Below are 26,241 nucleotides of genomic sequence, written 5' to 3' on the forward strand. Positions count from 1 at the left end.
GCTTTAAACATCAACTAAATCAGTAGTTTAGTGCCATTTCATTGGTGGAGCCGAGGCCAATCAAACACAAAAGCAATTGCCAGTGCCTCAACATCTTTCGCTCCTTCGTTCGCCGGTGTCACAGTGACAGGGTCTCCATTTGAGGTAGATTGTGCGTTTGTATGGTTTGCTCTTGTTCGGCTTCTGCTGGCACAGCCAACTCCTTCCGCCGAATGCGCCGCGGAACGGAGCGAATTCGTGCCCTGGCAAGAAGGCTCTTCCGGATGGTGGGTGAACTCTCCCCGGAGATGCGATGGACGTGGTCGGCCCATAACTGCATCGCAGAGCGGACAAATTTGTCCATGAGCGCGAAGTTATAGTGGCGCCGGGTTATGCTCTTCGGCTTGTGGTTGAGAATACGGTCGATGACGTCCGGCCGTACCCCTTGATCGCCAAGCCAGGTTGAGATCGCCGTTCGCATATCGTGGATCGTTACGTCATCGATCTCGAAGTCAGCTCTGAGGCGGCGCACGGCCTTGCTCACGCTTTCGCCGTGAATGTGTGGGAGACGCGTCTTCCCTTCCGGATCCCCTTTCTTGGGGGCGGCAGGGAAAACGAATGGCGATTTGCCCGCCAGGGCGACCGCTTCCCTGAAAAGCGTGACCGCCTGTTTCGATAGTGGCACGACCTGCGCCTTGCGATTCTTAGTGCGTCCCCGCACAACTCGCCCGGAGCGGCGAGTGTGCCCTGCTAGGGTCCAAATGGGCGTCTTACCGTCAAGCTCCAGCTCTGAAAGGCGAGCGCCTGCGACCTCCGTGCGGCGCTGCCCAGTGAGTATTGCGAGTTGCAGGATTAGCCGCATGCGCTTCGACAGCCACGCCTTTTTGGATTTGGTGGCGCGCCAGAAAGCACTCATTTCTTTGTCGCTGAGTACGCGATCTCGCTCCACACTTGAAGATCGCTTTCCCAGACCTGCGGTCGGGTTCGCCGTCATGGCATGCCGTTTGCGTCCCCAAGCGAACACGCCGCTGATCGCTGATTTGGTCCGATCCGCTTGGACCAACGAGCCGCGGTTCTCAATCTTGTCGAGTATGGGGACGATCTGTGCTGGTGTGACCTCATCAGCCGGGAGATTGCCGATCGCGGAATAGACGTCTGCCTCGAGTGCCTCGCGATAGAGTTTCTTTGAGCTGTCAGCTAGATCCGGGTCGCGATTGAAGCGATCTTCGGCAAGCTCCTTGAACGTGATGGCCGTCAACCGCTCTTCGGCGACCGCGACCGGATCGATGCCGTCAGCGATCTCGCGGCGTTTTTCGTCAGCGATGTCACTGGCCTTGTAGACGGTGATAGCGTCGCGGCGTCCGATCGCGAGCTTGCGGTGTATGCGCTTTGCGCCGACCTCGATTTCATAGCGAAGGACGTATGTCCCGACTCCCGACTCGCGAACGATGAGTTTCAGACCGCGTTCAGTCGCGATTTGATACTCGGTTCGCTTCTTATCGATCGCCTTTGCAGCGAGCGCAGCCTTATCGTTCAATGGCAGAACGTGATTTGCCTTCTTTGCCATCCTACTAGGCCCTTGAGCTAATACGCGGCCAATTGGTTCGTAGACGGATTAATTGGGACGCATATGGGACGCAAAAAGTGGGAGCTAGATGAGATTTTCTGATGCTAGCTGAGGAAGGAAAATGGAGTCAATGGATTGATTTATAATATGAAATGTCTCTCATAGCTTCTCAGGAAGTGTCAGATTTTTGCAACGCTCATCAAACTGGGGGACTGGGGGTCGAGAGTTCGAATCTCTCCGCTCCGACCATTAAAAATCAAGTAGTTAGGCCATGCCCTGATTTTTTCGGCACGCCTGCTGGGTCACGATTGGGTCACGGCTGGACACCCACTCGCAGGTGCGACGCAGATTACGGATGTGCGCAGGCAAATCCGACGTTTAGGGTTCTTTCCGCGGCACGGATACAGCTAGGCGCAATTTGCCATGCCGCTCGTTCGATGCCGCCCCTGCTCAGGTCCGTTTGCCCAAACGGGCGTACTCCTCAGCCGTCAGTCCATACGTCCAGGCGACGGCTTCCCGAGCTGTGCGCATCTGAGATGGTACACGCAGAAAATATGTTTTGTGGGTGCCGTCGGGCTCGGCAGTTCCGTTCCTCACCTCGACAGCCGCCCAGGCACCGGTGAGGGAGGTGGGATATCCCCACCGCTTGCGCCAGAGAACGCCGCACTCATCTTCGTGGACACGCGACGGCACACCGCTCTTCACGAAGCGTTCCGGCGTCATGATGTCGATCATGCAGTTGCGCAGGGCGGGATCCAGGGTGGAGGCAATGGCCGATCGCGTGATCCGCTCGGGCTCCTCAATCAGCCAGGCGGGAATCGGCACGCCTCGCCAGGCATAGGTGGACCAACCGTCGCGATAGCGTAGTGCGGGTCCGTCCGGACCATGCAGGTGACCCGTGGCATCGAGGCGCAACAGGTTCGGGCGCTCCGCGATCCAGCACACGCGCTTATGCGGAACGATCCAGCCGGCCGACGCGCCGATACGCCAGAGACCATGCAGGGAGCCCGTCACATCTTTCCGCGGCAGGACGTCGTGGAGATATTCATAGATGGCCAGCGATGTGAGCTGACTCGGGCCAATGGCGATCTCGTCGAAGCTCCACCTGGGCAAGAGCCGCGATTGCCCGCGCAGTCTTAGCAGGACGTGACGGACGCGTACGCCCAGTTGTGAGAGGGCTTCGCTCACGGCGTTGTCTACGCGCTCATTGATATCCGCGGCTGCCTGTCTGCACTTCTCGTACTCGTTGGTCGCCGTGCTTGCGCGCGAGAGATTGGCCAACTGCCTCTCGGCAATCGGGATCTCGTTGCGATAGATCTCGGACAGCAGGATGATCTTCTGCTGCAGATCGAAGTGGAGCTCGTTCCTGACGTTGGCCCCGATCACGGCATCGGCCGATGCCGAGGCCAACTGCGCCGCGATTTCGACGGGGCCGCCGCACCACACGATCGTGTCGGGTGGTGCGAGATTGGCAGCGCGATAGGCGCGGTGAATGCTTTCCTCTGCCGCTGACCGGTCGGCAGGCTCGCAGGAAAGATGCCTGATAGCCCAACTATTGAAGTAGTCTTTCAGACCTGCGAGCGGATCAGGAGCCGACATGAGCTCTTAGTCCTCGACGAATCCGGCCCGATCTTGAAGAGCGGCGTCCAGAGGCTCTAGTTGCCGTTGCCGCCGGATGCGGTATGTGCCCGCTGGAAGCGTGATGGTTGCGTGCTCTTCATGCTCGAGACGCGCTGTCGGGCTTTCAACGCGCACGTGCGTCACATACAGGCCGCCCGGGACGTCTCTCGCGAGAGCATCGTCGCGATACATGAGAATGGACCCGACGAGGCGGTGATGATGTCCGGTGGCTTCGCCCTCGGCGACGATCACGGACTCGCCTCGTTCTGATCGGCCAACGATTCCATCGATCGGGAGGGCAGCATCGATACGTTCGATGAGGATGTCGCCCTGCGCGTACAGACGGAGCTCGGTTGGACGACCGTCTGTTGCGTCACGCGTATTCTGGAAGGTTGCGGCCTGCGGGGTCGCTGACAGTGTGCGCCTGTACATGTTCCGCCTCCTGTCGTGGATCTTTGGATCCGGAAAGGATCGACCTCGCCGTATAGGAAATCGAGGGGGGCGGAGCGGCTTTCGCATAAATAAGAAATATAGGTGTAGGCGCACGATCGGCTGCGACCGTATTCCGCGCGCGTGCGGCAACACTCGAAGAAAAGGCGCTCGCCGCCGACCGTCCTTCACACATGGCGTCAGGAGATGGCCGCTTTTGGGGGCGCGCGCTTGCCTAAAGAAGCTGGGCGGTGGCCCTCATATATAGTTCCTATGCGATCGCCCCGCCGCTCCCTCTCGATTTCATATGCCGTCCCGCACAAGTATGTGCCGGCATCGGTGTATTGGCCCTGATCTTCAGACCAAGACCGTGCGCTTCGCGGCTCTCGTCAGCCGGCATCCTTTGCGCACGGATCGCAAGGAGCAACCCATGCTGGACGTGATCTTTCTGGTTGGTGGCATCGGCTTCTTCGCCGTCGCCATCGCTTATGCCTACGCCTGCGATCATCTGTAAGGAGGTCCCATGCTCGTCGAATACATTCTCGGCGGTGCCGTGACCGCGGCGGTGCTGCTCTACCTCGTCTATGCGCTGCTGCGTCCCGAGCGGTTCTGAGCGAGGTACCACGCATGACCATCGTCGGCTGGATTCAGATCGTCGCCTTTTGCGCTCTCGTCGTTGCGCTCGCGAAACCGCTCGGCGGCTACATGACGCGCGTCTTCACTGGTGAGAGAACCTTCCTGTCGCCCGTCCTGCGGCCGCTCGAGACCGGCCTTTACGCACTGGCCGGCATCGACGCCAAGCGCGAACAGCATTGGCTCACCTATGGCATCGCCATGCTGCTCTTCAATGCAATCGGCTTTCTCAGCCTTTACGTGCTGCTGCGCCTTCAGGCCGGCCTGCCGCTCAATCCGGCGGGCCAGTCGGCCGTGGCGCCCGATCTCGCCTTCAACACCGCCGTGAGCTTCGTCACCAATACCAACTGGCAGAACTACGGTGGCGAGACGACGATGTCCTATCTCTCGCAGATGCTCGGAATGACCGTGCAGAATTTCGCCTCGGCGGCGACAGGGATCGTGCTGGCGGTCGCGCTCATCCGCGGCTTCTCGCGTGTGTCGGCGGCGACGGTCGGCAATTTCTGGGTCGACCTGACCCGCTGTACGCTCTACGTCCTGCTGCCGATCTGCATAGTCCTCACGCTGTTCTTGGTCTGGCAGGGCGTTCCGCAGACGCTCGGTGCATATGTCGATGCAGCGACCCTCGAGGGGGCCACGCAGACCATCGCCGTCGGGCCTGCGGCCTCGCAGATCGCAATAAAGATGCTCGGCACCAACGGCGGCGGCTTCTTCAATGCCAATGCGGCCCATCCGTTCGAGAACCCGACCGCATTGTCGAACTTCGTGCAGATGCTGTCCATTTTCGCTATCGGCGCTGCGCTCACCAACGTGTTCGGCCGCATGGTCGGCAACCAGCGCCAGGGCTGGGCGATCCTCGCCGTCATGGGCGTGCTGTTCATCGCCGGCGTCACCGTCGCCTACTGGGCGGAAGCGCACGGCAATGATGCCTTTTCGGCGCTTGGTCTCACTGGCGGCAACATGGAGGGCAAGGAGGTCCGCTTCGGCATCGTCGCCTCCGCGCTCTTTGCGGTTGTGACGACGGCAGCGTCGTGTGGCGCCGTCAATGCCATGCACGACAGCTTCACGGCCCTCGGCGGCATGATCCCGCTCATCAATATGCAGCTCGGCGAGGTCATCGTCGGCGGTGTCGGCGCCGGCCTCTACGGGATGCTGCTGTTCGTCGTCATCGCCATTTTCGTCGCCGGCCTGATGGTCGGGCGCACGCCGGAGTACGTCGGCAAAAAGATCGAAGCCAAAGAGGTGAAGATGGCCATGCTCGCCATCCTGATCCTGCCGCTGATGTATCTCGGCTGGACGGCGGCTGCTGTCGTCATTCCCTCGGCCGCCGCCTCGATGGCCAATCCCGGACCGCACGGCTTCTCCGAGGTGCTCTATGCCTATACCTCGCAGACCGCCAACAACGGATCGGCTTTCGCCGGCCTCACCGGCAACACGCTCTGGTACAACACGACCGGTGCCATCGCCATGCTGGTCGGCCGCTTCCTGATGATTGTTCCGGCGCTGGCGATCGCCGGATCTCTGGCGGCAAAGAAAAGTGTGCCGCCCTCCTCGGGAACCTTCCCGACCACCGGCGCTCTGTTCGTCGGCCTCGTCGTCGGCGTGATCCTGATCGTCGGCGGCCTCACCTTCTTCCCAGCCCTCGCGCTCGGCCCCATCGTCGAGCATCTGGCCATGCGCGCCGGGACGGCATTCTGAGAGAACCACTCGGAGTCACTGCATGCAGACCTCCACCATGCTCCGTAAGGCGACCCCCACCACGGCTCTCCTCGATGCGCGGATCATCCTGCCGGCGATCCGATCGGCCTTCGTCAAGCTCGATCCTCGGGTGCAGATACGGAACCCGGTGATGTTCGTGCTCGAGGTCGTCTCGATTCTGACCGCCATCGTCCTGATCCGGGACCTGGTGATCGGCGGCCAGAATGTCGGCTTCACGTTCCAGATCGTCCTGTGGCTCTGGTTCACGCTGCTGTTCGCGAACTTCGCAGAAGCCGTGGCTGAAGGGCGCGGCAAGGCGCAGGCCGATACGCTGCGCCGCCAGCGCACGGAGACGCAGGCCAAGCGACTGCGGAATGAAAGCAAGCGGCAGTACGAGCTGGTTTCGGGCACCGACCTCGAAGTTGGTGACATCGTGCTCGTTGAAGCCGGCGACCTCATTCCGTCGGACGGCGAGGTGATCGAAGGTGTGGCTTCGGTCAACGAGGCCGCGATCACCGGCGAGTCGGCTCCCGTCATTCGCGAGTCCGGCGGCGACCGCTCGGCCGTCACGGGTGGCACGCAGGTGCTCTCGGATTGGATTGTCGTGCGCATCACGGCGGCGCCCGGATCGACGTTTCTCGATCGGATGATCAGGCTCGTCGAGGGAGCCGAGCGTCAGAAGACGCCCAACGAGATCGCGCTGAACATTCTTCTGGTCGGTTTGACGATCATTTTCGTCATCGCCACTGCCACCATTCCGAGCTACGTGAACTATGCCGGCGGCACTGTCTCGCTAGTCGTGCTGGCGGCTTTGTTCGTGACGCTCATTCCGACCACCATCGGCGCACTGCTCTCGGCCATCGGCATTGCCGGCATGGATCGTCTCGTCCGGTTCAACGTGCTTGCCATGTCGGGCCGGGCTGTCGAGGCTGCTGGCGACGTCGATACGCTGCTGCTCGACAAGACCGGCACGATTACGCTCGGCAATCGTCAGGCGACCGAGTTCAAGCCTCTGCGCGGCGTGAGCGAGCAGGATCTTGCCGATGCGGCGCAGCTTGCCTCGCTCGCCGATGAGACGCCGGAAGGGCGCTCCATCGTCGTGCTGGCCAAGGAGAAGTACGGTATCCGCGGGCGCGACGTGAGCGAGCTCAGCGCGCGGTTCATACCATTCTCAGCGCAGACGCGGATGAGCGGCGTCGTGCTCGGCACGACCTCGATCCGTAAGGGCGCCGTCGACGCGATCCTCGGCTATCTCAATGGCGGATCGGGGCGCGGGCATGGGGACGTCCAGGTCGCCACCAAGCCTCTGGTCAGCGCCGAGACCGCGCGCGAGATTCGCGCTATGGCCGACGATGTCGCCAAATCCGGCGGCACGCCGCTTGCCGTCGCGCGCGATGGCCGCTTGCTCGGCATCATCCACCTCAAGGATATCGTCAAGGGTGGGATCCGCGAGCGCTTCGCCGAGCTGAGGCGGATGGGCATTCGCACGATCATGATCACCGGCGACAACCCTACGACGGCGGCGGCGATCGCGGCGGAGGCCGGGGTCGACGACTTCCTCGCCCAGGCCACGCCCGAAGACAAGCTCAGGCTCATTCGTGCCGAGCAGGAAAAGGGAAAGCTGGTCGCCATGTGTGGCGACGGCACGAACGATGCCCCCGCTCTTGCGCAGGCCGATGTCGGCGTCGCCATGAACACCGGCACGCAGGCGGCCCGCGAGGCCGGCAACATGATCGACCTGGATTCCAACCCGACCAAGCTGATCGAGGTGGTCGAGATCGGCAAGCAGCTCCTGATGACGCGCGGCGCGCTCACTACCTTCTCGATCGCCAACGACGTCGCGAAGTACTTCGCCATCATCCCCGCAATGTTCGTGGTGTTCTATCCGCAGCTTCAGGCGCTCAACATCATGAACCTGACGACGCCGCAGAGTGCGATCCTGTCGGCCATCATCTTCAACGCGCTGATCATCATTGCGTTGATCCCGCTGGCACTGAAGGGTGTTGCTTTCCGCCCGATCGGCGCCGGTCCGCTGCTGCGGCGCAATTTGCTGATCTACGGCCTCGGCGGGATCCTCATCCCGTTCGTTGGCATCAAGGCGATCGACGTGGTCGTCACGACCCTGCATCTCGTCTGAGGAGAAGCACCATGTTGAAAGAGCTTCGTCCGGCGATTGTCGTTTTCGTGGGGCTCATGCTGATCACGGGCCTCGCCTACCCGTTGGCCATGACCGGTATCGCCCAGACATTGTTCCCCTGGCAGGCGAATGGCAGCCTGATCGAGAGAGATGGCAAGGTCATCGGCTCCGCTCTGATCGGCCAGCAGTTCGCCAGCGACCGCTACTTTCACGGCCGCCCTTCGGCCACGCTCGGCCCGGACCCGGCCGACGCGAGCAAGACCGTGCCGCAGCCCTACAATGCGGCGAACTCGTCGGGCTCTAACCTTGGGCCGACGAACAAGGCGCTGATCGACCGTGTCAAAGCGGATGTCTATAGGCTCAAGGCGGAGAATCCCGATGCCAAGGTGCCGGTCGACCTGGTGACGACGTCGGGCGGCGGTCTGGATCCTCACATTTCGCCGGAGGCAGCCTACTTCCAGGCGCCGCGCGTGGCCAAGGCGCGCAATTTGCCCGAGGTGCGCGTGCGGGCGCTGGTCGGCCAGCATATCGAGAGCCACTTCCTTGGCTTTCTCGGTGAGCCCCGTGTTAATGTTCTGGCACTCAACATGGCTCTCGACCGAACGGCGAGCGAATAGCCCATGAAGTGGCAGGCCTGATGCACCATGGCCGATCAACAGAGCGACTCTGAGCAGCGACCTTCGCCGGACGCTTTGCTGGCGGAGGCTCAACGCGAGGAGAAAGGCCGCTCCGGGCGGCTGAAGATCTTCGTCGGGGCCGCGCCGGGCGTCGGCAAGACCTACGAGATGCTGACCGCGGCCCACGCAAAGCAGAAGGAAGGCGTGGACGTCGTCGTCGGTGTGGTCGAGACGCACGGTCGCGAGGAGACCGAAGCGCTGATCAGCGGGCTGGAGGTGCTGCCGCGCAAGCTGACGGTGTATGCAGGTCGCGCGCTCGATGAGTTCGATATCGACGCCGCGCTTGATCGTCGTCCGAGCTTGGTTCTCGTCGACGAGCTCGCGCACACCAATGTCCCGGGGAGCCGTCATCCGAAGCGCTATCAGGACGTCGAGGAGCTGCTCGACGCGGGTATCGACGTCTACACCACGGTCAACATCCAGCACATCGAGAGCCTCAACGATGTCGTTGCGCAGATCACGCGCGTGCGCGTTCGCGAGATCGTTCCTGATGCCATTTTCGATCGTGCCGATGCGATCGAGCTCGTCGACTTGACCCCCGAAGATCTCATCCAGCGCCTCAAGGAAGGCAAGGTTTACGTCCCGAAGCAGGCAGAGCGCGCGCTCCAGCACTACTTCTCGCCGGCCAATCTCACTGCGCTGCGAGAGCTCGCGCTGCGCAGGACCGCAGAGCGTGTCGATGAGCAGTTGCTCGAGCAGATGCGCGCGCGTGCCATCCAGGGGCCGTGGGCCGCAGGCGAACGCATTCTCGTGTGCATCAATGAGGACCCGCGCTCAGCCGGCCTCGTCCGCTATGCCAAGCGCCTGGCAGATCGGCTGCACGCACCGGTGACGGCACTCTACATCGAGACGACGCGGAGCTTGGACTTCACGGAGGCCGATCGGGATCGCATAGCCGAGACACTGCGGCTCGCCGAACGCCTGGATGGTGAGGCTGTCTCCATTCCGGCGGTCGGGCGGCGGGTCGCCATGGACATACTGAGCTACGCGCGCAAGAGCAACGTAACGCACATCATCGTCGGCAAATCGGACCGGTCGCGCTGGTTCGAGATCCTGCACGGGTCTGTCGTCCATGACCTCGTGCGGCACGCCGGCGCGATCTCGGTGCATGTCATTGCCGGAGAGGCCTCCTCCGAGCCTGCGCCATCCCGTTCGGCGGCGACGACGACATCGGTTGCGTCGGATGCGGCTCGGACATTCGATGCTATGCCGTATTTCTTTGCCTTGCTGGCCGTGGCTGCCGCTCTCGGGATCAGCCTGCTCGTGACTTCATTTCTGGGATTGAATGTCGATCTCATCTTCCTGACGGCCGTTGTCGGCGTCGCCGTTCGCCTCGGCCTGGGGCCTTCGCTCGTTACGTCGTTCGTGTCGGCAGTTTGCTACAACTTCTTTTTCCTGCAGCCGACGTACACCCTCACGATCGACGATCCGAACAATGTCTCGGTGTTCCTGCTGTTCACCGCTCTGGCCGTGCTCATTTCGAGGCTTGCCGCGCGCGGCTGGCATCATACGGTTGCCGCGCAAGAACGCGTGCGCGTGGTGGAGACGCTATACGGCTTCAGCCGCAAGCTGGCCGGCGCGGGCGCGCTCGACGATGTCCTGTGGGCCACCGCCTATCAAATCGCGATGATGCTGAAGGTTCGCGTGGTGGTGCTGCTGCCGGATAACGACACGATCGCGGTGAAGGCCGGCTATCCACCCGAGGATGCGCTCGATGAAGCCGATCTGGCCGCTGCAAAGTGGGCATGGGAGAAGGGCCAACCGGCCGGTCGCGATTCCGATGCTTTGCCCGGGGCCAAGTGGCTGTTCATGCCCATGCGCACAGGGCGCGGAGCCATCGGTATCGTCGGGATCAGCCGGAACGGTACAGGTCCGCTTCTGCGCGCCGACCAGCGACGTCTTCTCGACGCGCTTGCCGATCAGGGTGCGCTCGCAATCGAGCGCGTGCACCTGGTCGAGGATATCGATCGGGTCAAACGGACCGCCGAGACCGAGCGCCTCCGCTCGGCTCTGCTGACTTCTATATCGCACGATCTAAAGACACCACTCGCCGGCATCATCGGCTCAGCCGGTGCGCTCCGCGATCTGTCGCAGTCGTTCGATGAGCTGGCAAAGGCCGATTTGCTCTCGACGATCATCGAGGAATCGGAGCGCCTCAACCGGTTCATCGCCAATCTGCTCGATATGACCAAGCTCGAATCCGGCGCAGTCGCACCCAACACGGCCGCACACGATGTCGGCGAGATCGTCGGGAGTGCGTTGGAGCGCGCAAGCAAGATCCTTGCTGAGCACCGTGTCGAGGTCGACATGAGCCCGAAACTGCCGATGGTCATGGTTGACGCGGTGCTGTTCGAGCAGGTGCTGTTCAACCTGCTCGACAATGCCGCCAAGTATGCGCCACCGGCGACCACGGTCCGCATTTCGTGCTGGCACGAGGACCAGCATGTAAAGCTGCAGATCCTGGACGAAGGGGATGGTATTCCCGACGTGGAGCTGGAGCGCATTTTTGACAAGTTCTACCGCGCGCGAAAAGGAGATCAGGTGCGTGCGGGCACCGGCCTGGGGCTCGCCATTTCGCGGGGCTTTGTCGAGGCCCTGAACGGCACTATTATTGCCGCCAATCGCACCGACCGTAAGGGCGCCGTGTTTACCATCACGCTGCCGGCGCCAAAAATTTACGAGCGAAAGAAAGATGCGGCATGAGCGCGACCTCCTTGAAGATCCTTGTCGTCGACGATGAGCCGCCCATCCGCAAGCTCCTGCGCATGGGGCTCACCTCGCAGGGCTATGAGGTGATCGAAGCGCCGAGCGGCAAGGTCGCTATCGAGCTGTTGGCCAAGAAGCCCGCGCTTGTGATCCTCGATCTCGGCCTGCCCGATATCGACGGCCTTGAGCTTCTGAGGCGCATCCGTCACCACGGCGACAATCTCCCCATCGTCGTGTTGTCGAGCCGTGGCGATGAAGCCGTCAAAGTGACGGCGCTCGATCTTGGCGCCGACGACTTCGTCACGAAGCCATTCGGTATGGATGAGTTGTTTGCTCGCATGCGCACCGCGCTCCGGCACCAACTGCAGGTGCAGGGAGAGCGCCCGGTGTTTCATCTCGGCGACCTGAGCGTCGATCTCGTGCGCCGGATCGTCAAGCTCGGCGAGGGGGAAGTGAAACTGTCACCCAAGGAGTATGATCTGCTGCGGCTGCTCGTTCAGCACGCAGGCAAGGTCCTCACGCACCGATTTCTCCTAGGCGAATTATGGGATGAGCTGACGGATGCTCAGTATCTGCGCGTGTATGTCCGCCAGCTCAGGCAGAAGATCGAGAAGGATCCAGAGCGTCCGCAGTATCTTCTTACCGAAACCGGAATCGGCTATCGGCTCCGCGCGCCTGACTGATTGACACGGGCGATGCCTGTTCGCCAGAACCACCCTTGGAATAGCAATGCAAATCTCTACCTTTCTCGCGCCGGAGAACGCGCTTGTCGATGTGGAGGCAAGTGACAAGGCGCGCTTGCTGACCGAGTTGAGTGCTCGCGCGGCGAGAAGCCTCTCGCTGGAGCACGAGCAGGTGTCGCAGGAAATTCTGAGGCGGGAGGAGCTGGGGTCAACCGGGGTCGGCGGTGGCGCGGCCATTCCGCATGCGCGCATTCCGGGCCTCACTTCTCCTTTCGGCATTCTTGCGCGCCTGCGCAAACCAATCGATTTCGACGCGATCGACGGAAAGCGGGTCGACGTGGTCTTTCTGCTGTTGTTGCCCGCGTCGTCAACCGGCTACCATCTGAAGGTGCTGGCAGCCGTGGCGCGCGCGCTGCGCAATGAGCCCGTCCTGAGCGCTCTTCGTCATGCCGAAGATGCCGCGGGGTTGTACGCCGCGATTACGTCTGCAACCTAGAGAGAGCGGCGCTTCAAGCGGCCCCGACACTGCATTCGTCGCGCCGCGTCCGCCCTCGCTCAGATCTGCAACTCATCAAATTCGACGAGAGCGTCGTTCTCCGTGCGGATCTGGTTCTGCGAGGATCCGGACGACCTCGCCGCCTGCGCCGGCGTGAATGGCACCGCAGAAGGCGTTCCACTCAACGGAACGACTCTGCTCTATTTCCGAGACATTCAAACTAAGCTATCAATGACGTTGCGTGTCAACGGCCAACAACAGTGTCGTGGCTGGTCGCCCGAGTGCATGGCCTTTTTCCGGAACCACGCAAAGCCACGGCAGACGGAGGTCAACTCCGCTGCGCAACGAGAGAGGAAACGCGAATGGGCTTGATGAAATCCTTACGGTACGTGGTGGCCGCCGCGGGCGCCGCGATGTGCTTGCTGTCCCTCGATGCTCGCGACACATCCGTGGCTGCGCAGACAAAGGACAAGATCCGTCTGGCGGCACAGGTCTGGTTCCCGAGCTTTCCACAGTACACCGCCATCGAGCGTGGCATTTATGCGAAGTGGGGCCTCGATCCGTCGATCAAGGTCTATCCTTCGGGTGCCCCCATCGTGCAAGCGGCGGCAACGAGCGAGTGGGACGTCGCTCATATCGGCCTGCCTCCGACAGTCCAGGGCGTCAAGCTCGGCTTGATCATTGCCGGCGTCATCAGCGAGGAGGCCATCATCCAGGAGATGATCGGTCGGGCCGACTACGTTGCCGCGGTGCAGAAGGATCCATCCAAGCTCAAAGGCGCGAAGATATTCATCACCACCGCGTCGACGGGGCACTTCATGATCGAGGGCTGCCTCAAGAAGCGCGGCATCGCGATGTCGGATGTGCAAATATTGCCATCCGAGCAGCAGGCGTCACTGTCCGCGTTTGTTGCCGGCAATGGCGATCTGGCTCAGCTCTGGCCGCCGCAGACGACCGCCGCCCGCGAGCGTGGAAATAAGAAGCTCTGCGACGGCGTCGAGGCCGGCCTGAAGATCCCGTCTGTCTGGGTGATTCATCCGGATTTCGCAAAGAAGAATCCCGATGCGGCCGTGCGCTGGCTGAGGGCCACCCTGGAAGCCGTGGACTGGGCGCGCAAGAACAAGGCCGAAGCGGCCGTGCTCTACAAGAAATGGGATCAGTTCCGCGGCACGCAGACGCCCGACAGCTTCCTGAAGGAAGAGGTCGATCTCGCCACCGATCTCTGGCCGATCGAGCAGCAGCTCAAGGCCATGAAGCCCGATGGTGCCAAGCCCGCGTACGTGAACGAGGCCATCGACGGCATCGCGCAGTTCTATGTCCGCATCGGTCGCATGAAGGAAGTCTCTCCGGCGATCTTCAAGATGATCGATACGAGCTGGATCGATAAGGCTGCCGCGCTGCCCGCCCGGTGAGCGGTATTCCCGCTGGGGTGGGCGCAAGCCCGCCCCAAAATCCTCACAGAGCGCGCAGTGGACAGATGCCGAACAACCTCTCGTATGAAAACGTCACCATGCGTTTCGAAGGACGATCGGGTGCCGTTCAGGCTCTCGATCGCTTCGATTTTCAGGTCAAATCGAGCGAATTTCTCGTCATCGTCGGGCCGTCCGGTTGTGGCAAGAGCACTCTGCTTCACCTGACGGCAGGGCTGTACAAGCCGCCGACCGGCCGCATTCTGCTCGGCGGCGAGGAGGTTCGAGAGCCTGGCCCCGACAAGGCGATCGTCTTCCAGAACTTCTCTCTGTTCCCCTGGAAGACCGTCCACGACAACATCGACTTCGGCCTGCGCATCAATGGCGTCCCCGCTGCCGATCGCGAGGATCAGATCAAGCGCGTGATCCGTTTGATCGGGCTCGACGGGTTCGAGAACCACTACCCGCGCCAGCTTTCCGGCGGCATGCAGCAGCGCGTGGCGATCGCGCGAAGCTTCGTCCTCAAGCCGCGAACGCTGCTCATGGATGAGCCTTTTGCTGCACTCGATGCTCAGAACCGCCAGATCATGCAGGAGGAGCTCGTCCGCATCTGGCAGACGCAGCGTCCGACGGTGATGTTCATTACGCACAGCGTCGAGGAAGCGGTGTTTCTCGCCGACCGGGTCATCGTCATGACGCGCCGGCCGGGTCGCGTGAAGGAAGTCATCGATATCGCGAACATCACCGGTGATCACCACTGGCGGGCCGATCCATTCGACGAAGTGATCCGACGGGCCGATTTTCAGGATGTGCGCTCGCGCATCTGGGGGCTTGTCAAAAGCGAGATCAGCGTCAGGAACTGAATGCGATGAACGGCTCCGCACGCAGCAATGCTCTCGCCCGCGCGCTGTTCGGCGCGCTTTCCGTCGGGTCTTTGCTCTTCACTTGGTGGCTGGTCACCTCGCTGGAGCTCGTAAAGCCGCTGATCCTCCCGCCTCCGGCGGACGTTTGGGTGGGCTTCCTCGACATCTGGTACGGCTATCTCAACGTGCCGTTCTGGAACCACTTCCTCGCGAGCATTTCGGTCATGCTCGGCGGCTACGCCATGGCAATTGCGATCGGCGTGCCGCTCGGGATTTTCATGGCGTGGAACCGCGCGGTCGATTGGGTTGTCGGACCGCTCCTGCAGATCCTTCGCCCCATACCGCCACCAGCATGGATACCACTCGCCATCCTCTGGTTCGGCATCGGCTACGCAGGAAAGATCTTCATCGTCTTCATTGCGGCGGCGGTGCCGTGCATCCTCAACAGCTACCTGGCGATCAAGCAGACACCGTCCGAGCTGCTGAGCTCTGCGCGGAGCCTCGGAGCGAAGCCGCATACGCTCCTGTTCGAAGTCGCGATCCCGTCAGGGCTTCCGACAATCATGACCGGCCTCAGGATTGCGCTTGGCATCGCCTGGGCGTCCATTGTCGCGGCTGAGCTCGTCGTGTCTCTTGCAGGCTTCGGCTTTCTGATCATGAACGGTTATCGCAATCTCGAGAGCAACATCGTGTTCGTCGGGATGGCGGCGGTCGCGCTTTTGGGGCTGCTCATGAACCTCGTCTTCCATCGAATTGAGCGCGCCATGCTTCCGTGGAGAGAGGATCAGGACAATGGCTGATGGGACGGCAGAGGCCAGCGTCAGCCGCTTGCCGACGGAAGCCGATCGGACATCGACCACGCGCACGCTCGGCGATCGGATCGAAGCACTGCCGAACGCGCTGCGCGTCGGCGTCATGCTCTTCTTCTGGCTGGCCGTGTGGTACGGCGTCGTCGAATTGTTCGCCGTGTCGAAGGATTTCCTTCCCAATCCGATCGACGTCATCAGCCGAATTGTGCGATTGGCGTGGGAGCCCGTGGGCGCCGGGCCGCTCCTGACGCACGCATGGGCCAGCATCGTCCGTCTGTTGTGGGGGTTCGGAGCTGCGATCGTCATCGGCGTGCCGCTTGGTCTTGCGATGGCCTACTTTCGTCCTCTGCAGTGGATCGTCGCGCCGCTCTTCGAGCTCTTCAGGTACATCCCGCCCATTGCCTGGGCGCCGTTTGCAATGTTCTGGTTCGGCGCCGGCAGCAGCGCGCAGGCCTACGTTATCTTTACCTCGTCTTTCGCGCCGATCCTGATCAACTCGTTTCGTGGTGTGCAGCTCGTCGATAGTCGTCTCATTGATGCGGCCCGCACGCTCGGCGCAAAATCATGGACTATCCTGTTCGAGGTAGCCTTGCCGGCGGCCTTGCCGCATGTCGTTACGGGATTGCGTATTGGTCTCGCTACGGGTTGGATGGCTCTGATCGCGGCGGAGATTGTTGCCGGCACCGGCAGTCGTGACGGGCTTGGATACCTGATCCTTCAGGGGCAGCAGCAGCTACACGCGGATCTCACGATCGGCGCCATGGTCCTCATCGGCATTCTGGGCTCGCTCATAGATCTCGCCATTCGCGCCGTAGAAGGGCGTTTCGCTTACTGGCGGAGCTGATTGGAAAGCAGGCGACCCCGAAGAAAAAGGGGCGCTCCGACTGTTCGAAAGTCGGAGCGCCCCGCTTTGGCCCTCGGCCAGCCTCCCAGCATCTATGATGGCGCAGAGTCCGGTGTGCGCATCGAGCGGAATTTGAGTACCGTGCCGACGGCTGCAAGAACTGCGAAGCCGGCGAGATCAGCCATCGCCGCCGGATAGAACAGCAGCAGCCCCGCGATCACGAGAGCGGCGCGCTCCCAGAGGCGCACGGCAGTCCAGAGCCATCCGCCCACGCCGGCGCCGATCGCCACGACCGCCAGCAAGGCTGTCGTGTTGGTCCAGATGATGTTCTCCCACGATCCCTCGAGCAGAAGTCCAAGTCCGTCAGGGCTGAGGGTGAACATGAACGGGACCACGAAGCACGGCAACGTGTAGAGCCACGTGATCATCGTCGTACGCCACGGATTGCCGCCCGTGAGCGCCGCCGCCGCCATGGGCGCCAGTGCGACCGGCGGAGAGACCTCCGACAGCAGCGCGTAGTAGAAGACGAACATGTGCGCGGCGACATCGGGGACGCCGAGCTTCGTCATGGCCGGAACCGTAATGACAGCCGCGACGACGTAGGAGGCCGTGATCGGCATCGCCAGGCCGATCACCATGAGAATGATGGCGGTCAGAATCAGCGTGATGACGAGGCTGCCACCTGCGAGGCCGAGGATGATGTCGGAGAATTTGAAACCGAGGCCGGTCAGGTTCACCGCTCCGACGAGCATGCCCGCCGCCGCACATATTGCCGCCACCGATAGCACCTCGCGCCCCGCATGATAGAGCGAGGTCACGGCGCGACCGGGCGTCAATCGGGTATCGGCGCGAAGATAAGAGAATGCCGCCGCTGCCACGATCGACCAGAGAATTGCGTACACGGTGGAGAAACCGACCACCATGAGGATGACGACGACGAAAAGCGAGGACAGGTGGAACCAGTACTTCTTCATCAGGTTCCACGCCGTATCTGGCGGCGTGTAGTCGATCCGGACACCCGCGACCTGCTGGCGGCGTGAGTCGGCTTCGATCATCACGAAGATGGCCACGTAGTAGAGGATCGTGGGCATCAGGGCCATCTTGATGACGGTCAGGTACGGTACGTTCAGCATCTCGGCGATGAGGAACGAGGCCGCGCCCATGACCGGCGGAGAGAGCACCGCGCCGATGCCGCCGGCGGCGAACAGCGCGCCGGCACGGTCCGGGCTGTAGCCCGCCTTTTTGAGCATCGGGTAGGCAACGGCACCGACGGTCAACGTCGTCGCCGTGCCGCTGCCGGATGGGCCGCCGAGCAGAAATGACGACAGGATCACCGAGCGCGTGACGCCGACCGTCGTCTTTCCCCGCGTCAATGCGAATGCAAAATCGAGGAAGAAGCGACCAGCGCCTGTCTGCTCAAGGATGGCGCCGTAGATCACGAAGAGCGTGATGAGCGTCACCGACACATCGAGCGGCACGCCGAATATGCCGTCCTGCGTGATGAAGAGATGGCCGATCAGCCTAACGATGCTGTAGCCGCGGTGTCCCCAGGGCGGCGGCAGATAGTTGCCGAAAAGGGCATAGGCGAGCACAGCCAGGATCACGATCACCAGCGGCCAGCCGACCGTGCGGCGGCATGCCTCCAGTGTCAGGACCATGATCGCGCCGCCGAAGAAGAGATCCCAGTTCGTCGGGATCACTGCCCGGTTCACGAAGTCGTCCAGATCGATGTGGACGTACGCCAACCCGGCGACGGCTATGCCAATGCAGATCCAGTCGAGGATCGATGGCTGCGTCTTGCTCCTCGATCCGGCCGGGAAGAGCCAGAAGATCCCGGCCAGAACGAGGCCCAGATGGACCATGCGGAACGTGTACGACTGCACCAGGTAGATGGTGCCGTACAGTGTCCACACAGCGACGAGCACACAGATGATTTGGAGCACACGGAAGCTCCACCCGTGCAGAACGCGCACGGGGGCCTCCTCCATGATGGGAGATACCGGAGCTGCGGCAGCACCGGCTTGCTCGGATTTGATGTCGGAGTTCTGCATCGGGCTACTTCAGCAAGCCTTTTTCCTTGAAGTAGCGCGCTGCGCCGCTATGCAGCGGCACTGGCGTATTGGCGGCGGTCTCGAGCTTGATGTTCCGCGCTTCCGGATGGATCTTTGCCAACTCGTCCAGGTTTTCCATCAGGAGCTTCGTGATCTGGTAGACGAGGTCTTCTGGCAGATCCTGGCGGACAAAGAGGCTGTTTCCACCGCCGACCATCGGTACTTCCGCGCTCTGGCCCTTGTAGGTGCCCTTGGGAAGCGTGAGCTTGAAGTAGACAGAGCTACCCCAGTCGTTCTGCAGACCGCCAACGGCGGCCGACGTGTCGAGGAACTTGATCGTCGTGCCTGGCGTGTTCGCTATGTCTTCCCAGGCCGGCTGCCTCTGTCCGGCAGTATGCAGCAGGGCATCGATGCGGCGGTCCTTCAGCGCTTCCGCGGCCTGCTGCGGTGGCAGACGCTCACGCTTGATGTCGCTCAGCCCGAGGCCGGCCGCTTTCAGGATATTGAGCGCGTCGAGCTCGCTGCCGCTGCCGGGATTGGACGTTGAGACGCGCTTGCCCTTGAGGTCGGCCAGCGTGTTGATGCCGGTTCCCTCGACGGTCACGGCCCAAAGGTACTGCGGATAGATATTGACGAGACCGGCGACCGGATACTTCGTCCCCTTGAAGGGGCCGTCGCCCTTCACGCCCTGGACGATCGCGACGCTGGTTCCGAAGCCGATGTCGGCCTGCTTGGTGCCGACGAGGCGCATGTTGTCCACTGACGCATTGGTCGTCTCGGCCGTGACGTCGACGCCATTGAGCTTCTCGCGAAGCAGCTTGGCCATGCCGCCGCCCAGCACATGGTAGATGCCGCCGATGGCGCCGGTGGCAATGCTGATGCGATCGACCTTCGCTGCGCTCTGCGCCCAGGATGCAGTGCTGAAGGAGCAGGCCAGAGCCAGCCCCACAGCAGTGAACTTCGCTAATGCACCTAGTTTCATTGTTTTTCCTCCCGGTCGTTGGATTGTTGGTGTTGGTTTTATTGTCGGTGTCCGGCCGCGTATGAAGCAATCCTGCGGGCACGCCGATGTAGGCTGCACCCGACAAGCTCTACGCGACTGCCTTAGGCAACCGCTGGCAATCTGTCCGCAATTCGTCCCTCGAAGTACGGCATGACTTTCTGGCTGAAGATGCGCGCCGCTTCTGCGTGCGGGTAGCCCGACAGGCAGAAGGTGGTGCAGCCGGCATCAACGAACTCCTGGATGGTCGCGGCCACCTGCCGAGGATCGCCCACGATCGCAATGCCCGCGCCGACGCGCACCGTGGAGATGCCGGCCCAAAGGTGGGGATGGATCCTCATGTCGTCGCCGGACTCATCGAGGAGCTGCCAGACGCGCCGATTGGCATCCGACGTCTTCTTGATGTCCTCGAAAGCGGCCGCCCCCGTGCGCATGTTCACGAAGTTGAACTTTCCCGCGCCTTTGATGAGGCGATGCGCTTCGTGCCAGGCCTCTTCCTCTGTATCGCGGCAGATGACCTGCAGGCGCATGCCGAAATTGATCACGTCCTCGCGCCCGTACTTGGCCGCGAGCGCGCGCATTTCCTTGACCTTCTCTGCAATGACCGTCGGCTTGTCGCCCCAGAACAGGTGGACCGTCGAGTGCTTCGCGGAGATCTCGGCGGCTTGTGGCGAACCGCCGCCGAGAAAGAACGGCGGGTGCGGCTTCTGGAACGGCTTCGGCTCGATGACCTGGTTCACCTTGTAGTGCTTGCCTTCGAAGGCTATGGGCTCGCTCGATTGCCAGAGCCGCTTCATGATCTCGACTTCCTCGTCCATCTTCTCGTAGCGGACGATCTTGTCATCGAAGACGCCATCGGCGACGGCATCGGCATCATTGAGGCCGGCAATGAGATTGATGCACAACCGACCATTCGACATTTGATCGAGCGTCGCGAACATGCGCGCGGCCAAGGTCGGGTTCATGTAGCCCGCACGAAGCGCGATCAGCGGCATGACGTTGCGCGTCTTGGCAACGTAATAGGAGGCGAGCACGGTCGCTTCCCAGCATGTCGTGTTCACGGGAATGAGCATGTACTTGAAGCCGCCGTTGTCGACGACGTTCACGATCTCATCGAAGACGGCGCGGCTCGATGGAATGCGATCTTTGGAGCTGCCGAGGGCGCTGGCATCACCACTCGAGGGAAGGAACCAGCCAAACGTCAGATCATCCCTCGCCATCTCGCGCTCCTTGCACGTTCGATCCCCGATGTTGGTTTCTTGTAATTTGAGACGAACGGTATTGAGCAGCGAGCCCTTGTGCAATCCCCTGCCGCCTGCGATTTTGAGGGAGCCATGCGCAAAAAGTCGACCTTCGCGCTGTCAGTTCCACGTGGCGGAATGACGGGCTCTCCGCTTGCTCATCGCATTTCTTGCGTGGCGCGCAGCTTGACATGGCTTTCACAGCTTTCCTAACGTTGGCTGGAAAATGAGACTGATCGTTCCATTAAATGGAATGCCGAGGAGGAGGACGTGGCCATGAAGCCGACCATACTTACCTGCGCCGTCACGGGGACCTTTCCGACCCGCGCACACAATCCGGCCCTCCCGGTCACGCCTCAGGAGATCGCGGACTCGTGCATCGGTGCGGCTAAAGCCGGGGCCGCCATCTGCCACATTCATGTGCGCGATCCGCAGAGCGGCGTGCCGAGCATGAAGCTCGAGTACTACCGCGAAGTCATGCAGCGCATTCGTGCGAGCGGCACGGACCTCATCATCAATCTGACGACAGGGCCGGGCGGGCGCTTCATCCCGAGCGATGACGAACCGGCCAAAGCCGCACCCGGCACGCTTCTGACGACGCCGGAGATCCGAACCGAGCATGTTGTCGAGCTGAAGCCGGAAATTTGCACGCTCGATCTCAACACCATGTGGTTCGGTGGCGGCGCGGTGATCAACACGCCGCGCAATCTCAGGGTCATGGCGGAGCGCATGTATGCCGCTGGCGTGAAGCCCGAGATCGAGGCCTTCGATACCGGCGACCTCGTGATGGCGCAGGATCTCATTGCGGACGGCACGATCAAGCTCCCGGCGCTCTTCCAGATCGTGACGGGCGTGAAGTACGGAATGCCGTCGACGCCGGAGACCATGCAGCTCGCCAAGTCACTGCTGCCGAAGGATTGCGAGTGGGCCGCTTTCGGGGCCGGGCGTCACGCCTTCACCATGCTGGCTCAGGCGTTCATCCTCGGTGGACATTGCCGCATCGGCATGGAGGACACGGTGCATCTTTCCCGTGGCGTTCCGGCGCCGAGCAATGCCGCTCTCGTCGAGAAGGGAGTGACCATCATCGAAAACCTCGGCGGCAAGATCGCGACCGTCGAGGAAGCGCGCAGCATCCTGCAGCTCAAGCCGCGGAAGGCCTAACAGGTCAATTGATCCCGAACCGGAATGCTCTGATGGTGGGCCGCGCCGCCAGCCCTTTGACGAGGGCCAGCAGAGGCGTGTCCATCAGCGGGTAGTCCGTGGCTATGGGGCCTGCATCCTTTAGCGCACGATACTGCGTGTCGTCATAGAAGGCCGCGAGCAGGAGATCATCGTCCGAGGCAAACGGCCCTCGCATCTTGCGGATGCGGTCGAGCGCTGGCGGGAGCAGCGCTCCGGGCCGCTCCTTGATCGGCGGAGCACCGCGCGTGATCTTGTCGTAAAGGTTCTGGTCGATCGGCCCCGCGATCTCGCCGTAGCCGCCGCGGACATAGAGACGCACCTCGTCGGGTACGGTGTCGTAGCGGGCATGACCCTTGTCGCGGCCGACCACGTTCAACACGGCCTGCGTGACGATGAATTGCGCAAAGGGGCTCACGACAATCGGATAGCCGAGATCTTCGCGAACGTGCCACGCCTCCTCCAGGATCTCCTCCAGGCGGTCGCGCAGTCCCATGGTCTCGAGCTGGTAGGCGAGGTTCGAGACCATGCCGCCGGGGCATTGATGCTGGAAATGGAACTCGTCGTACTCGTTGGGCGTGCCGACGGGCTTGTCCTCCTGCTTTGCAATCGCGGCGAGGCGCTCCGCCACCTCCTTGATGGCCGCGAGATCGATGCGCACATCGTGCCCACGCCGGCGCAGGTTGGCGACGACGCGCTCCGTCGGTGCGTGTGAGACCCCATTCGCGAGCGTCGAGGTCGCGGTGTGCACGACATCCACGCCGTGCTTGACGGCCTGCAGCAAAACATAGGGCGCCAGGCCCGAATTGCAGTGCGTGTGGAGCTGCAGGGGGCGATCTCCCAACACCTTCTTCACGGCAGGCACGAGCGTCGCGACGCGCTCGGGCGTCAACAGGCCGCTGGCGTCCTTGAGGAACACGGCATCAACGCCGAGCCTGACGAGGTCCCGCGCCTTGCGAACGTAGTAGTCGTCCGTGTGCACGGGGCTGAACGTGAAGACGAGGCCGCCGGCGACGTACATGCCATGCCGCTTTCCGGCTTTGATCGGGATCTCCAGGTTGCGCATGTCGTTCAGCGCGTCGTAGGGCGTGTGATAGCGCATGCCGTTTGCAGCGAAGCGCTCCGCCGCCAGCTCGACGATGTCGTCGGCAAAAAACTCGAAGGTGAAAAGGCTCTGCCCGCGCGTATGTATGATGAGCGGCGTCTGCTTCACCCATGACGACAGGAGACGCATCCTCTCCCACGGATCCTCCCGCAGGTAGCGGACGCAGACGTCAAAGACGGCGCCGCCGACGAGATCGATGGCCTCGAAGCCGGCCCGGTCGAGGCGAGGCGCCACGTCACGCATCATGGCCGTCGTCATGCGCGTCGCCCACAAGCACTGATGAGCGTCGCGAAGCGTCACGTCGATAAGCTTGATGGTCCTGCGATCAATCATGAGGTGACCTGCTTTGGCGATGGGCGGCATTCGTCCGCGTGGCGGTGCGGATGATCGACAATCTTCGGCGAAGAAACGCGCACGTCAAGAAACAAGACATAACGTCTCATTTTTGATAGGTCTTGAGGTGTGAGTGGCGACGCAGAGAGATGAGGCCGAGATGCTGGCCGGAGCAGATCCATATTTCACTGTTGCGGAGCACAATATTCTCGTGGCGGGCGGCGCGGGCGGCCTCGGCGCACCTTTGGCCCGCGCGCTCTCGGCACGTGCCGCTCGTATCGCCATTGCGGACGTCGACCCGGTGCGGGCGGCGGCACTCGCGGATGAGATTAAGGCTGCAGGAGGAGAGGCGCTTGCCGTATCTCTCGACGTGGTGGAGCAGGCATCCTGCACTGCCGCCGTCGATGCCGCGGTGCAGCAGTGGGGGCGTCTGGATGGTCTCGTCAATGCCAGCGGCATCTACAGAGTGGCGCCGGCGCTCGAGCTGGCGGACGCCGAGTGGGAGCGGACGCTCGACATCAATGTGAGCGGGGCCTTCCGGCTTGCGCGGGCGGCAGGCAAGGTGATGATCGAGCAACAGCACGGCTCGATCATCTCGCTGGCATCCGTATCAAGTGCGGTGGCGAACCCAAACTATGCCGCGTACGCGGCCAGCAAGGCGGCGGTTGCACACGTGACCCGCGTGCTTGCCGTGGAATGGGCGCGGCATGGCGTACGCGTCAATGCCATCGGCCCGGCGGTCACACCCACACCCTTGGCAGCGCCGATCCTCGCCGATGAAGCCACGCGCAGCTCGGCGCTCGCGCGAATTCCGATGGGACGCTTCGGGACGCCCGACGATCTGGTGGCAGCGACAATATTCCTGCTGTCGCCTGGGAGCGCCTTCGTGACCGGGCAGACGCTCTACGTTGATGGTGGCCGCACAATTAGCTGACGGCGGATGGCCTTAGTGGCAGGTCCGATGCCGAGGGACGCTTGAGCCCGCAGTCCCCCGGACCGGAATAGTCCTCCAAGGCTCTCCACCGTGACTGCCGGGCTATCTCAGCGAGATCGCGAGGCCGCTCAGATCGGCGTTCGCCATGAGCCCGACCTGGCGACCTGAGAGCTCCAGCACGGCGCCTTTCTGGTTGGTCAGGATGATCGCGCGGGCGCCCCGGCCGACAGCAAGGCCTGCGCCCGCCGCGCCATAGACGCCGGCGACATCAGACGGCCGCCGGATGTTCCTGACGTAGCCCCTGAGGACGGTCTTCGAGCCGCCAAACACGAGGCCGTAGTCGATCCCGCCAACCGACAGCGGGTAGCGCCTGCCCTGGAAGTAGAGCGTGCCGCCACCGCCCGAGCCACCGATGATCCACCCCGCCTTGTAGATCGTGAGCGTCACACCGCCGCTCTCGGCGAGGCTGGCGCGCGACATTCCGACGATGGCAACCAGCGCGATGAGCGCCGTGCGAAGGACTGATGAAATCCTCATGGAGCACCTTTCCCTGGAAGGTTCACTGCTGGCGGCGACGCAGAGCGAATCGCACGCGCTATTTAGCCCCTTGTTTGGGGAGACAAGATGTTCGCGATGATTGCCGAGGCGGACGTGTGCTTTTGACGCATCAGGGGAAGAGGCTCCTGCTGGCGCAGCGCTTCCGCAATCATCGTGCCCCCTAGGCAACGGCGGAAATACAAAGCTGGAAACCAAGGAGAAAACCGCCCGCTATCCTAGCCCGTGCCTTGCGAATAATGATCAAATAGTATTGTCGGAATACTTGGCACGAATTCGCTATTTGGAGTGGGGCTATGAAATCCGCCTGCGCGCTCGTTCTGGCCATCGGTGCGGCCGTCTTGTTCGGATCGCCTGCTGCGAGGCCTGCGCTCGCGCAAGGCTCATCGCTCAACGAAAAGATCAACGCCTACATCGGGTGCATCAACCGACTCTCCGAGCGCTCGTATGCCTCGCGCCAGCGCTACTTCAGTTGGGCTGCCAAGAGCGGCCCGACCGGCAAGGAGCGCATCATCTATGGGCTCTACACGATCTATGACACGACCGACTGCAGGCGGAACGTGGAGAAGGCGAACGAGCTCGAGCCGCGCGATGTCGAGCTCGAGACGGCAGCATCCAACTACGCCGAGGCTGTGACGGCGCTCGAAGCGCTGCTGAAAGAGGCGGACGACTATTACACGCAGGAGAACTACAAAGACGACAAGATGGCCAAGGGCAGAGCGCTCCATCCGCGTCTGGTCGCGGCGTGGGATACCTTCGCAGCCGCGGACCAGAAGCTGCGCACGGGCATCGACGAGCTTCAGGACGCCATGGCCGCTCAGCGCATTGCCGAGATCGAGCGCACGGAAGGCCTCAAGGATCGCTATCACGTCGAGGCCGTGATGCTCAGCGCCAAGCGCCTTATGCGCGCGCAGACGGCTTCGCAGCAGGATCTCAAGGCCGTCGCCAAGGCGCTCGATGACTACGAGGCCATTCTCAAGGCAACGGAGGCGTATGCCGAGGCCAACAAGGACGTAAAGATCGGCTCGAGCTTCATCAGCACGGCCAAGACCTACCTGACGACCGCAAAGCAGCTCATGCGCCGCGTGCGGGACAAGGTTCCCTACAACCAGGGTGAGAAGATGATGCTGGATACCGGCGGCGGTGCCTGGATGGTCGAGGGCTCGCCGGCCCGCGCGACGCGGGACTACAACCAGCTTGTGAGCAGCTACAATCGCGGGGCAAAATTCTAAAAGCGATCCGGGTCTGCCCCGGTTCATGATCAGGCGCAGGTCGATTGGCGCAGTACTCGGG

General features: G+C 62.3%; 23 protein-coding genes. 15 read left to right on the forward strand and 8 right to left on the reverse strand.

Annotated elements, in window-relative coordinates; genetic code table 11:
* Positions 1–118: 118 nt before the first annotated feature.
* The 3 genes from CS1BSM3_RS14305 to CS1BSM3_RS14315 form a co-directional block, all read right to left on the reverse strand.
* The gene (locus CS1BSM3_RS14305; RefSeq protein ID WP_083528584.1) at positions 119–1,546 is read right to left on the reverse strand and encodes a tyrosine-type recombinase/integrase; all 1,428 of its coding nucleotides are present in this window, start codon (positions 1,544–1,546) and stop codon (positions 119–121) included.
* A 450-nt stretch (positions 1,547–1,996) separates the two neighbouring features.
* On the reverse strand, positions 1,997–3,145 hold the full coding sequence (locus CS1BSM3_RS14310; RefSeq protein ID WP_072387723.1) for a DUF6745 domain-containing protein: 1,149 nt from the start codon (positions 3,143–3,145) through the stop codon (positions 1,997–1,999).
* Positions 3,146–3,151: 6 nt separating this feature from the next.
* On the reverse strand, positions 3,152–3,598 hold the full coding sequence (locus tag CS1BSM3_RS14315) for a hypothetical protein (protein WP_210188776.1): 447 nt from the start codon (positions 3,596–3,598) through the stop codon (positions 3,152–3,154).
* 367 nt (positions 3,599–3,965) lie between these two features.
* Here CS1BSM3_RS14315 and CS1BSM3_RS28285 point away from each other — a divergent pair, with 367 nt between their 5' ends.
* The 12 genes from CS1BSM3_RS28285 (at position 3,966) to CS1BSM3_RS14370 (ending at position 16,550) form a co-directional block, all read left to right on the forward strand.
* The gene (locus CS1BSM3_RS28285) at positions 3,966–4,109 is read left to right on the forward strand and encodes a hypothetical protein (RefSeq protein ID WP_174263685.1); all 144 of its coding nucleotides are present in this window, start codon (positions 3,966–3,968) and stop codon (positions 4,107–4,109) included.
* Between the two features lie 9 nt (positions 4,110–4,118).
* Positions 4,119–4,208, forward strand: a complete 90-nt coding sequence (kdpF, locus tag CS1BSM3_RS14320; protein ID WP_072387725.1) for a K(+)-transporting ATPase subunit F — start codon at positions 4,119–4,121, stop codon at positions 4,206–4,208.
* 14 nt (positions 4,209–4,222) lie between these two features.
* Entirely contained in the window at positions 4,223–5,926 is a 1,704-nt protein-coding gene (gene kdpA, locus CS1BSM3_RS14325) for a potassium-transporting ATPase subunit KdpA (RefSeq protein WP_072387726.1), read from the forward strand.
* Positions 5,927–5,948: 22 nt separating this feature from the next.
* The gene (gene kdpB, locus CS1BSM3_RS14330; RefSeq protein ID WP_072387728.1) at positions 5,949–8,063 is read left to right on the forward strand and encodes a potassium-transporting ATPase subunit KdpB; all 2,115 of its coding nucleotides are present in this window, start codon (positions 5,949–5,951) and stop codon (positions 8,061–8,063) included.
* 11 nt (positions 8,064–8,074) lie between these two features.
* Positions 8,075–8,680 carry a K(+)-transporting ATPase subunit C gene (locus tag CS1BSM3_RS14335; RefSeq protein WP_072387730.1) on the forward strand — a complete coding sequence of 202 codons (606 nt, stop codon included), beginning with the start codon at positions 8,075–8,077 and terminating at the stop codon, positions 8,678–8,680.
* A 27-nt stretch (positions 8,681–8,707) separates the two neighbouring features.
* Entirely contained in the window at positions 8,708–11,443 is a 2,736-nt protein-coding gene (locus tag CS1BSM3_RS14340; protein WP_072387732.1) for a sensor histidine kinase, read from the forward strand.
* Complete coding sequence (locus tag CS1BSM3_RS14345) at positions 11,440–12,129, forward strand: response regulator (protein WP_072387734.1); 690 nt, start codon at positions 11,440–11,442, stop codon at positions 12,127–12,129. The genes CS1BSM3_RS14340 and CS1BSM3_RS14345 overlap by 4 nt, the downstream gene beginning before the upstream one ends.
* Positions 12,130–12,175: 46 nt before the next feature.
* Positions 12,176–12,625, forward strand: a complete 450-nt coding sequence (locus tag CS1BSM3_RS14350) for a PTS sugar transporter subunit IIA (protein WP_072387736.1) — start codon at positions 12,176–12,178, stop codon at positions 12,623–12,625.
* 449 nt (positions 12,626–13,074) lie between these two features.
* The gene (locus CS1BSM3_RS14355) at positions 13,075–14,037 is read left to right on the forward strand and encodes an ABC transporter substrate-binding protein (RefSeq protein WP_174263686.1); all 963 of its coding nucleotides are present in this window, start codon (positions 13,075–13,077) and stop codon (positions 14,035–14,037) included.
* A gap of 98 nt (positions 14,038–14,135) precedes the next feature.
* A complete protein-coding gene (locus tag CS1BSM3_RS14360) occupies positions 14,136–14,897 on the forward strand; it encodes an ABC transporter ATP-binding protein (protein WP_244540505.1) in 762 nt (253 codons plus the stop codon).
* A gap of 5 nt (positions 14,898–14,902) precedes the next feature.
* A complete protein-coding gene (locus CS1BSM3_RS14365; RefSeq protein ID WP_072387741.1) occupies positions 14,903–15,697 on the forward strand; it encodes an ABC transporter permease in 795 nt (264 codons plus the stop codon).
* Positions 15,690–16,550: an ABC transporter permease gene (locus CS1BSM3_RS14370; protein WP_083528585.1), complete on the forward strand. Its 861-nt coding sequence runs from the start codon at positions 15,690–15,692 to the stop codon at positions 16,548–16,550. Before CS1BSM3_RS14365 ends, CS1BSM3_RS14370 begins: the two co-directional genes overlap by 8 nt.
* Before the next feature lie 92 nt (positions 16,551–16,642).
* Here the strand turns inward: CS1BSM3_RS14370 and CS1BSM3_RS14375 are convergent, their stop codons facing one another.
* The 3 genes from CS1BSM3_RS14375 to CS1BSM3_RS14385 all read right to left on the reverse strand — a co-directional run bounded on the left by CS1BSM3_RS14375 (position 16,643) and on the right by CS1BSM3_RS14385 (position 20,821).
* Positions 16,643–18,601, reverse strand: a complete 1,959-nt coding sequence (locus CS1BSM3_RS14375; RefSeq protein WP_072387742.1) for a TRAP transporter permease — start codon at positions 18,599–18,601, stop codon at positions 16,643–16,645.
* 4 nt (positions 18,602–18,605) lie between these two features.
* Complete coding sequence (locus CS1BSM3_RS14380) at positions 18,606–19,583, reverse strand: TAXI family TRAP transporter solute-binding subunit (RefSeq protein ID WP_083528586.1); 978 nt, start codon at positions 19,581–19,583, stop codon at positions 18,606–18,608.
* Positions 19,584–19,705: 122 nt separating this feature from the next.
* A complete protein-coding gene (locus CS1BSM3_RS14385) occupies positions 19,706–20,821 on the reverse strand; it encodes an LLM class flavin-dependent oxidoreductase (RefSeq protein WP_072387744.1) in 1,116 nt (371 codons plus the stop codon).
* A gap of 297 nt (positions 20,822–21,118) precedes the next feature.
* Between CS1BSM3_RS14385 and CS1BSM3_RS14390 the strand changes: the two genes are divergently transcribed.
* Positions 21,119–22,003 carry a beta-keto acid cleavage family enzyme gene (locus tag CS1BSM3_RS14390; RefSeq protein ID WP_072387746.1) on the forward strand — a complete coding sequence of 295 codons (885 nt, stop codon included), beginning with the start codon at positions 21,119–21,121 and terminating at the stop codon, positions 22,001–22,003.
* Positions 22,004–22,007: 4 nt separating this feature from the next.
* Here the strand turns inward: CS1BSM3_RS14390 and CS1BSM3_RS14395 are convergent, their stop codons facing one another.
* Entirely contained in the window at positions 22,008–23,459 is a 1,452-nt protein-coding gene (locus CS1BSM3_RS14395) for a pyruvate carboxylase subunit B (protein ID WP_072388249.1), read from the reverse strand.
* Positions 23,460–23,592: 133 nt separating this feature from the next.
* On the opposite strand from CS1BSM3_RS14395, the gene CS1BSM3_RS14400 reads away from it, so the two are divergent.
* Positions 23,593–24,393: an SDR family NAD(P)-dependent oxidoreductase gene (locus tag CS1BSM3_RS14400; RefSeq protein ID WP_083528587.1), complete on the forward strand. Its 801-nt coding sequence runs from the start codon at positions 23,593–23,595 to the stop codon at positions 24,391–24,393.
* Between the two features lie 102 nt (positions 24,394–24,495).
* Here the strand turns inward: CS1BSM3_RS14400 and CS1BSM3_RS14405 are convergent, their stop codons facing one another.
* The gene (locus CS1BSM3_RS14405) at positions 24,496–24,930 is read right to left on the reverse strand and encodes a hypothetical protein (RefSeq protein ID WP_072387748.1); all 435 of its coding nucleotides are present in this window, start codon (positions 24,928–24,930) and stop codon (positions 24,496–24,498) included.
* Positions 24,931–25,244: 314 nt separating this feature from the next.
* Between CS1BSM3_RS14405 and CS1BSM3_RS14410 the strand changes: the two genes are divergently transcribed.
* On the forward strand, positions 25,245–26,180 hold the full coding sequence (locus CS1BSM3_RS14410) for a YiiG family protein (RefSeq protein ID WP_072387749.1): 936 nt from the start codon (positions 25,245–25,247) through the stop codon (positions 26,178–26,180).
* The last annotated feature ends 61 nt before the right edge of the window (positions 26,181–26,241 follow it).

This window comes from Hyphomicrobium sp. CS1BSMeth3 (genome assembly GCF_900117415.1).
Classification (GTDB): domain Bacteria; phylum Pseudomonadota; class Alphaproteobacteria; order Rhizobiales; family Hyphomicrobiaceae.

Coding starts and splice junctions, on each gene's coding strand:
- kdpA (WP_072387726.1), top strand. CDS start 4,223: ATGACCATCGTCGGCTGGATTCAGATCGTCGCCTTTTGCGCTCTCGTC.
- CS1BSM3_RS14410 (WP_072387749.1), top strand. CDS start 25,245: ATGAAATCCGCCTGCGCGCTCGTTCTGGCCATCGGTGCGGCCGTCTTG.
- CS1BSM3_RS14385 (WP_072387744.1), bottom strand. CDS start 20,821: ATGGCGAGGGATGATCTGACGTTTGGCTGGTTCCTTCCCTCGAGTGGT.
- CS1BSM3_RS14395 (WP_072388249.1), bottom strand. CDS start 23,459: ATGATTGATCGCAGGACCATCAAGCTTATCGACGTGACGCTTCGCGAC.
- CS1BSM3_RS14350 (WP_072387736.1), top strand. CDS start 12,176: ATGCAAATCTCTACCTTTCTCGCGCCGGAGAACGCGCTTGTCGATGTG.
- CS1BSM3_RS14335 (WP_072387730.1), top strand. CDS start 8,075: ATGTTGAAAGAGCTTCGTCCGGCGATTGTCGTTTTCGTGGGGCTCATG.
- CS1BSM3_RS14310 (WP_072387723.1), bottom strand. CDS start 3,145: ATGTCGGCTCCTGATCCGCTCGCAGGTCTGAAAGACTACTTCAATAGT.
- CS1BSM3_RS14315 (WP_210188776.1), bottom strand. CDS start 3,598: ATGTACAGGCGCACACTGTCAGCGACCCCGCAGGCCGCAACCTTCCAG.
- CS1BSM3_RS14380 (WP_083528586.1), bottom strand. CDS start 19,583: ATGAAACTAGGTGCATTAGCGAAGTTCACTGCTGTGGGGCTGGCTCTG.
- kdpB (WP_072387728.1), top strand. CDS start 5,949: ATGCAGACCTCCACCATGCTCCGTAAGGCGACCCCCACCACGGCTCTC.
- CS1BSM3_RS14305 (WP_083528584.1), bottom strand. CDS start 1,546: ATGGCAAAGAAGGCAAATCACGTTCTGCCATTGAACGATAAGGCTGCG.
- CS1BSM3_RS14370 (WP_083528585.1), top strand. CDS start 15,690: ATGGCTGATGGGACGGCAGAGGCCAGCGTCAGCCGCTTGCCGACGGAA.
- CS1BSM3_RS14340 (WP_072387732.1), top strand. CDS start 8,708: ATGGCCGATCAACAGAGCGACTCTGAGCAGCGACCTTCGCCGGACGCT.
- CS1BSM3_RS14345 (WP_072387734.1), top strand. CDS start 11,440: ATGAGCGCGACCTCCTTGAAGATCCTTGTCGTCGACGATGAGCCGCCC.
- CS1BSM3_RS14405 (WP_072387748.1), bottom strand. CDS start 24,930: ATGAGGATTTCATCAGTCCTTCGCACGGCGCTCATCGCGCTGGTTGCC.
- CS1BSM3_RS14365 (WP_072387741.1), top strand. CDS start 14,903: ATGAACGGCTCCGCACGCAGCAATGCTCTCGCCCGCGCGCTGTTCGGC.
- CS1BSM3_RS14375 (WP_072387742.1), bottom strand. CDS start 18,601: ATGCAGAACTCCGACATCAAATCCGAGCAAGCCGGTGCTGCCGCAGCT.
- CS1BSM3_RS14360 (WP_244540505.1), top strand. CDS start 14,136: ATGCGTTTCGAAGGACGATCGGGTGCCGTTCAGGCTCTCGATCGCTTC.
- kdpF (WP_072387725.1), top strand. CDS start 4,119: ATGCTCGTCGAATACATTCTCGGCGGTGCCGTGACCGCGGCGGTGCTG.
- CS1BSM3_RS14390 (WP_072387746.1), top strand. CDS start 21,119: ATGAAGCCGACCATACTTACCTGCGCCGTCACGGGGACCTTTCCGACC.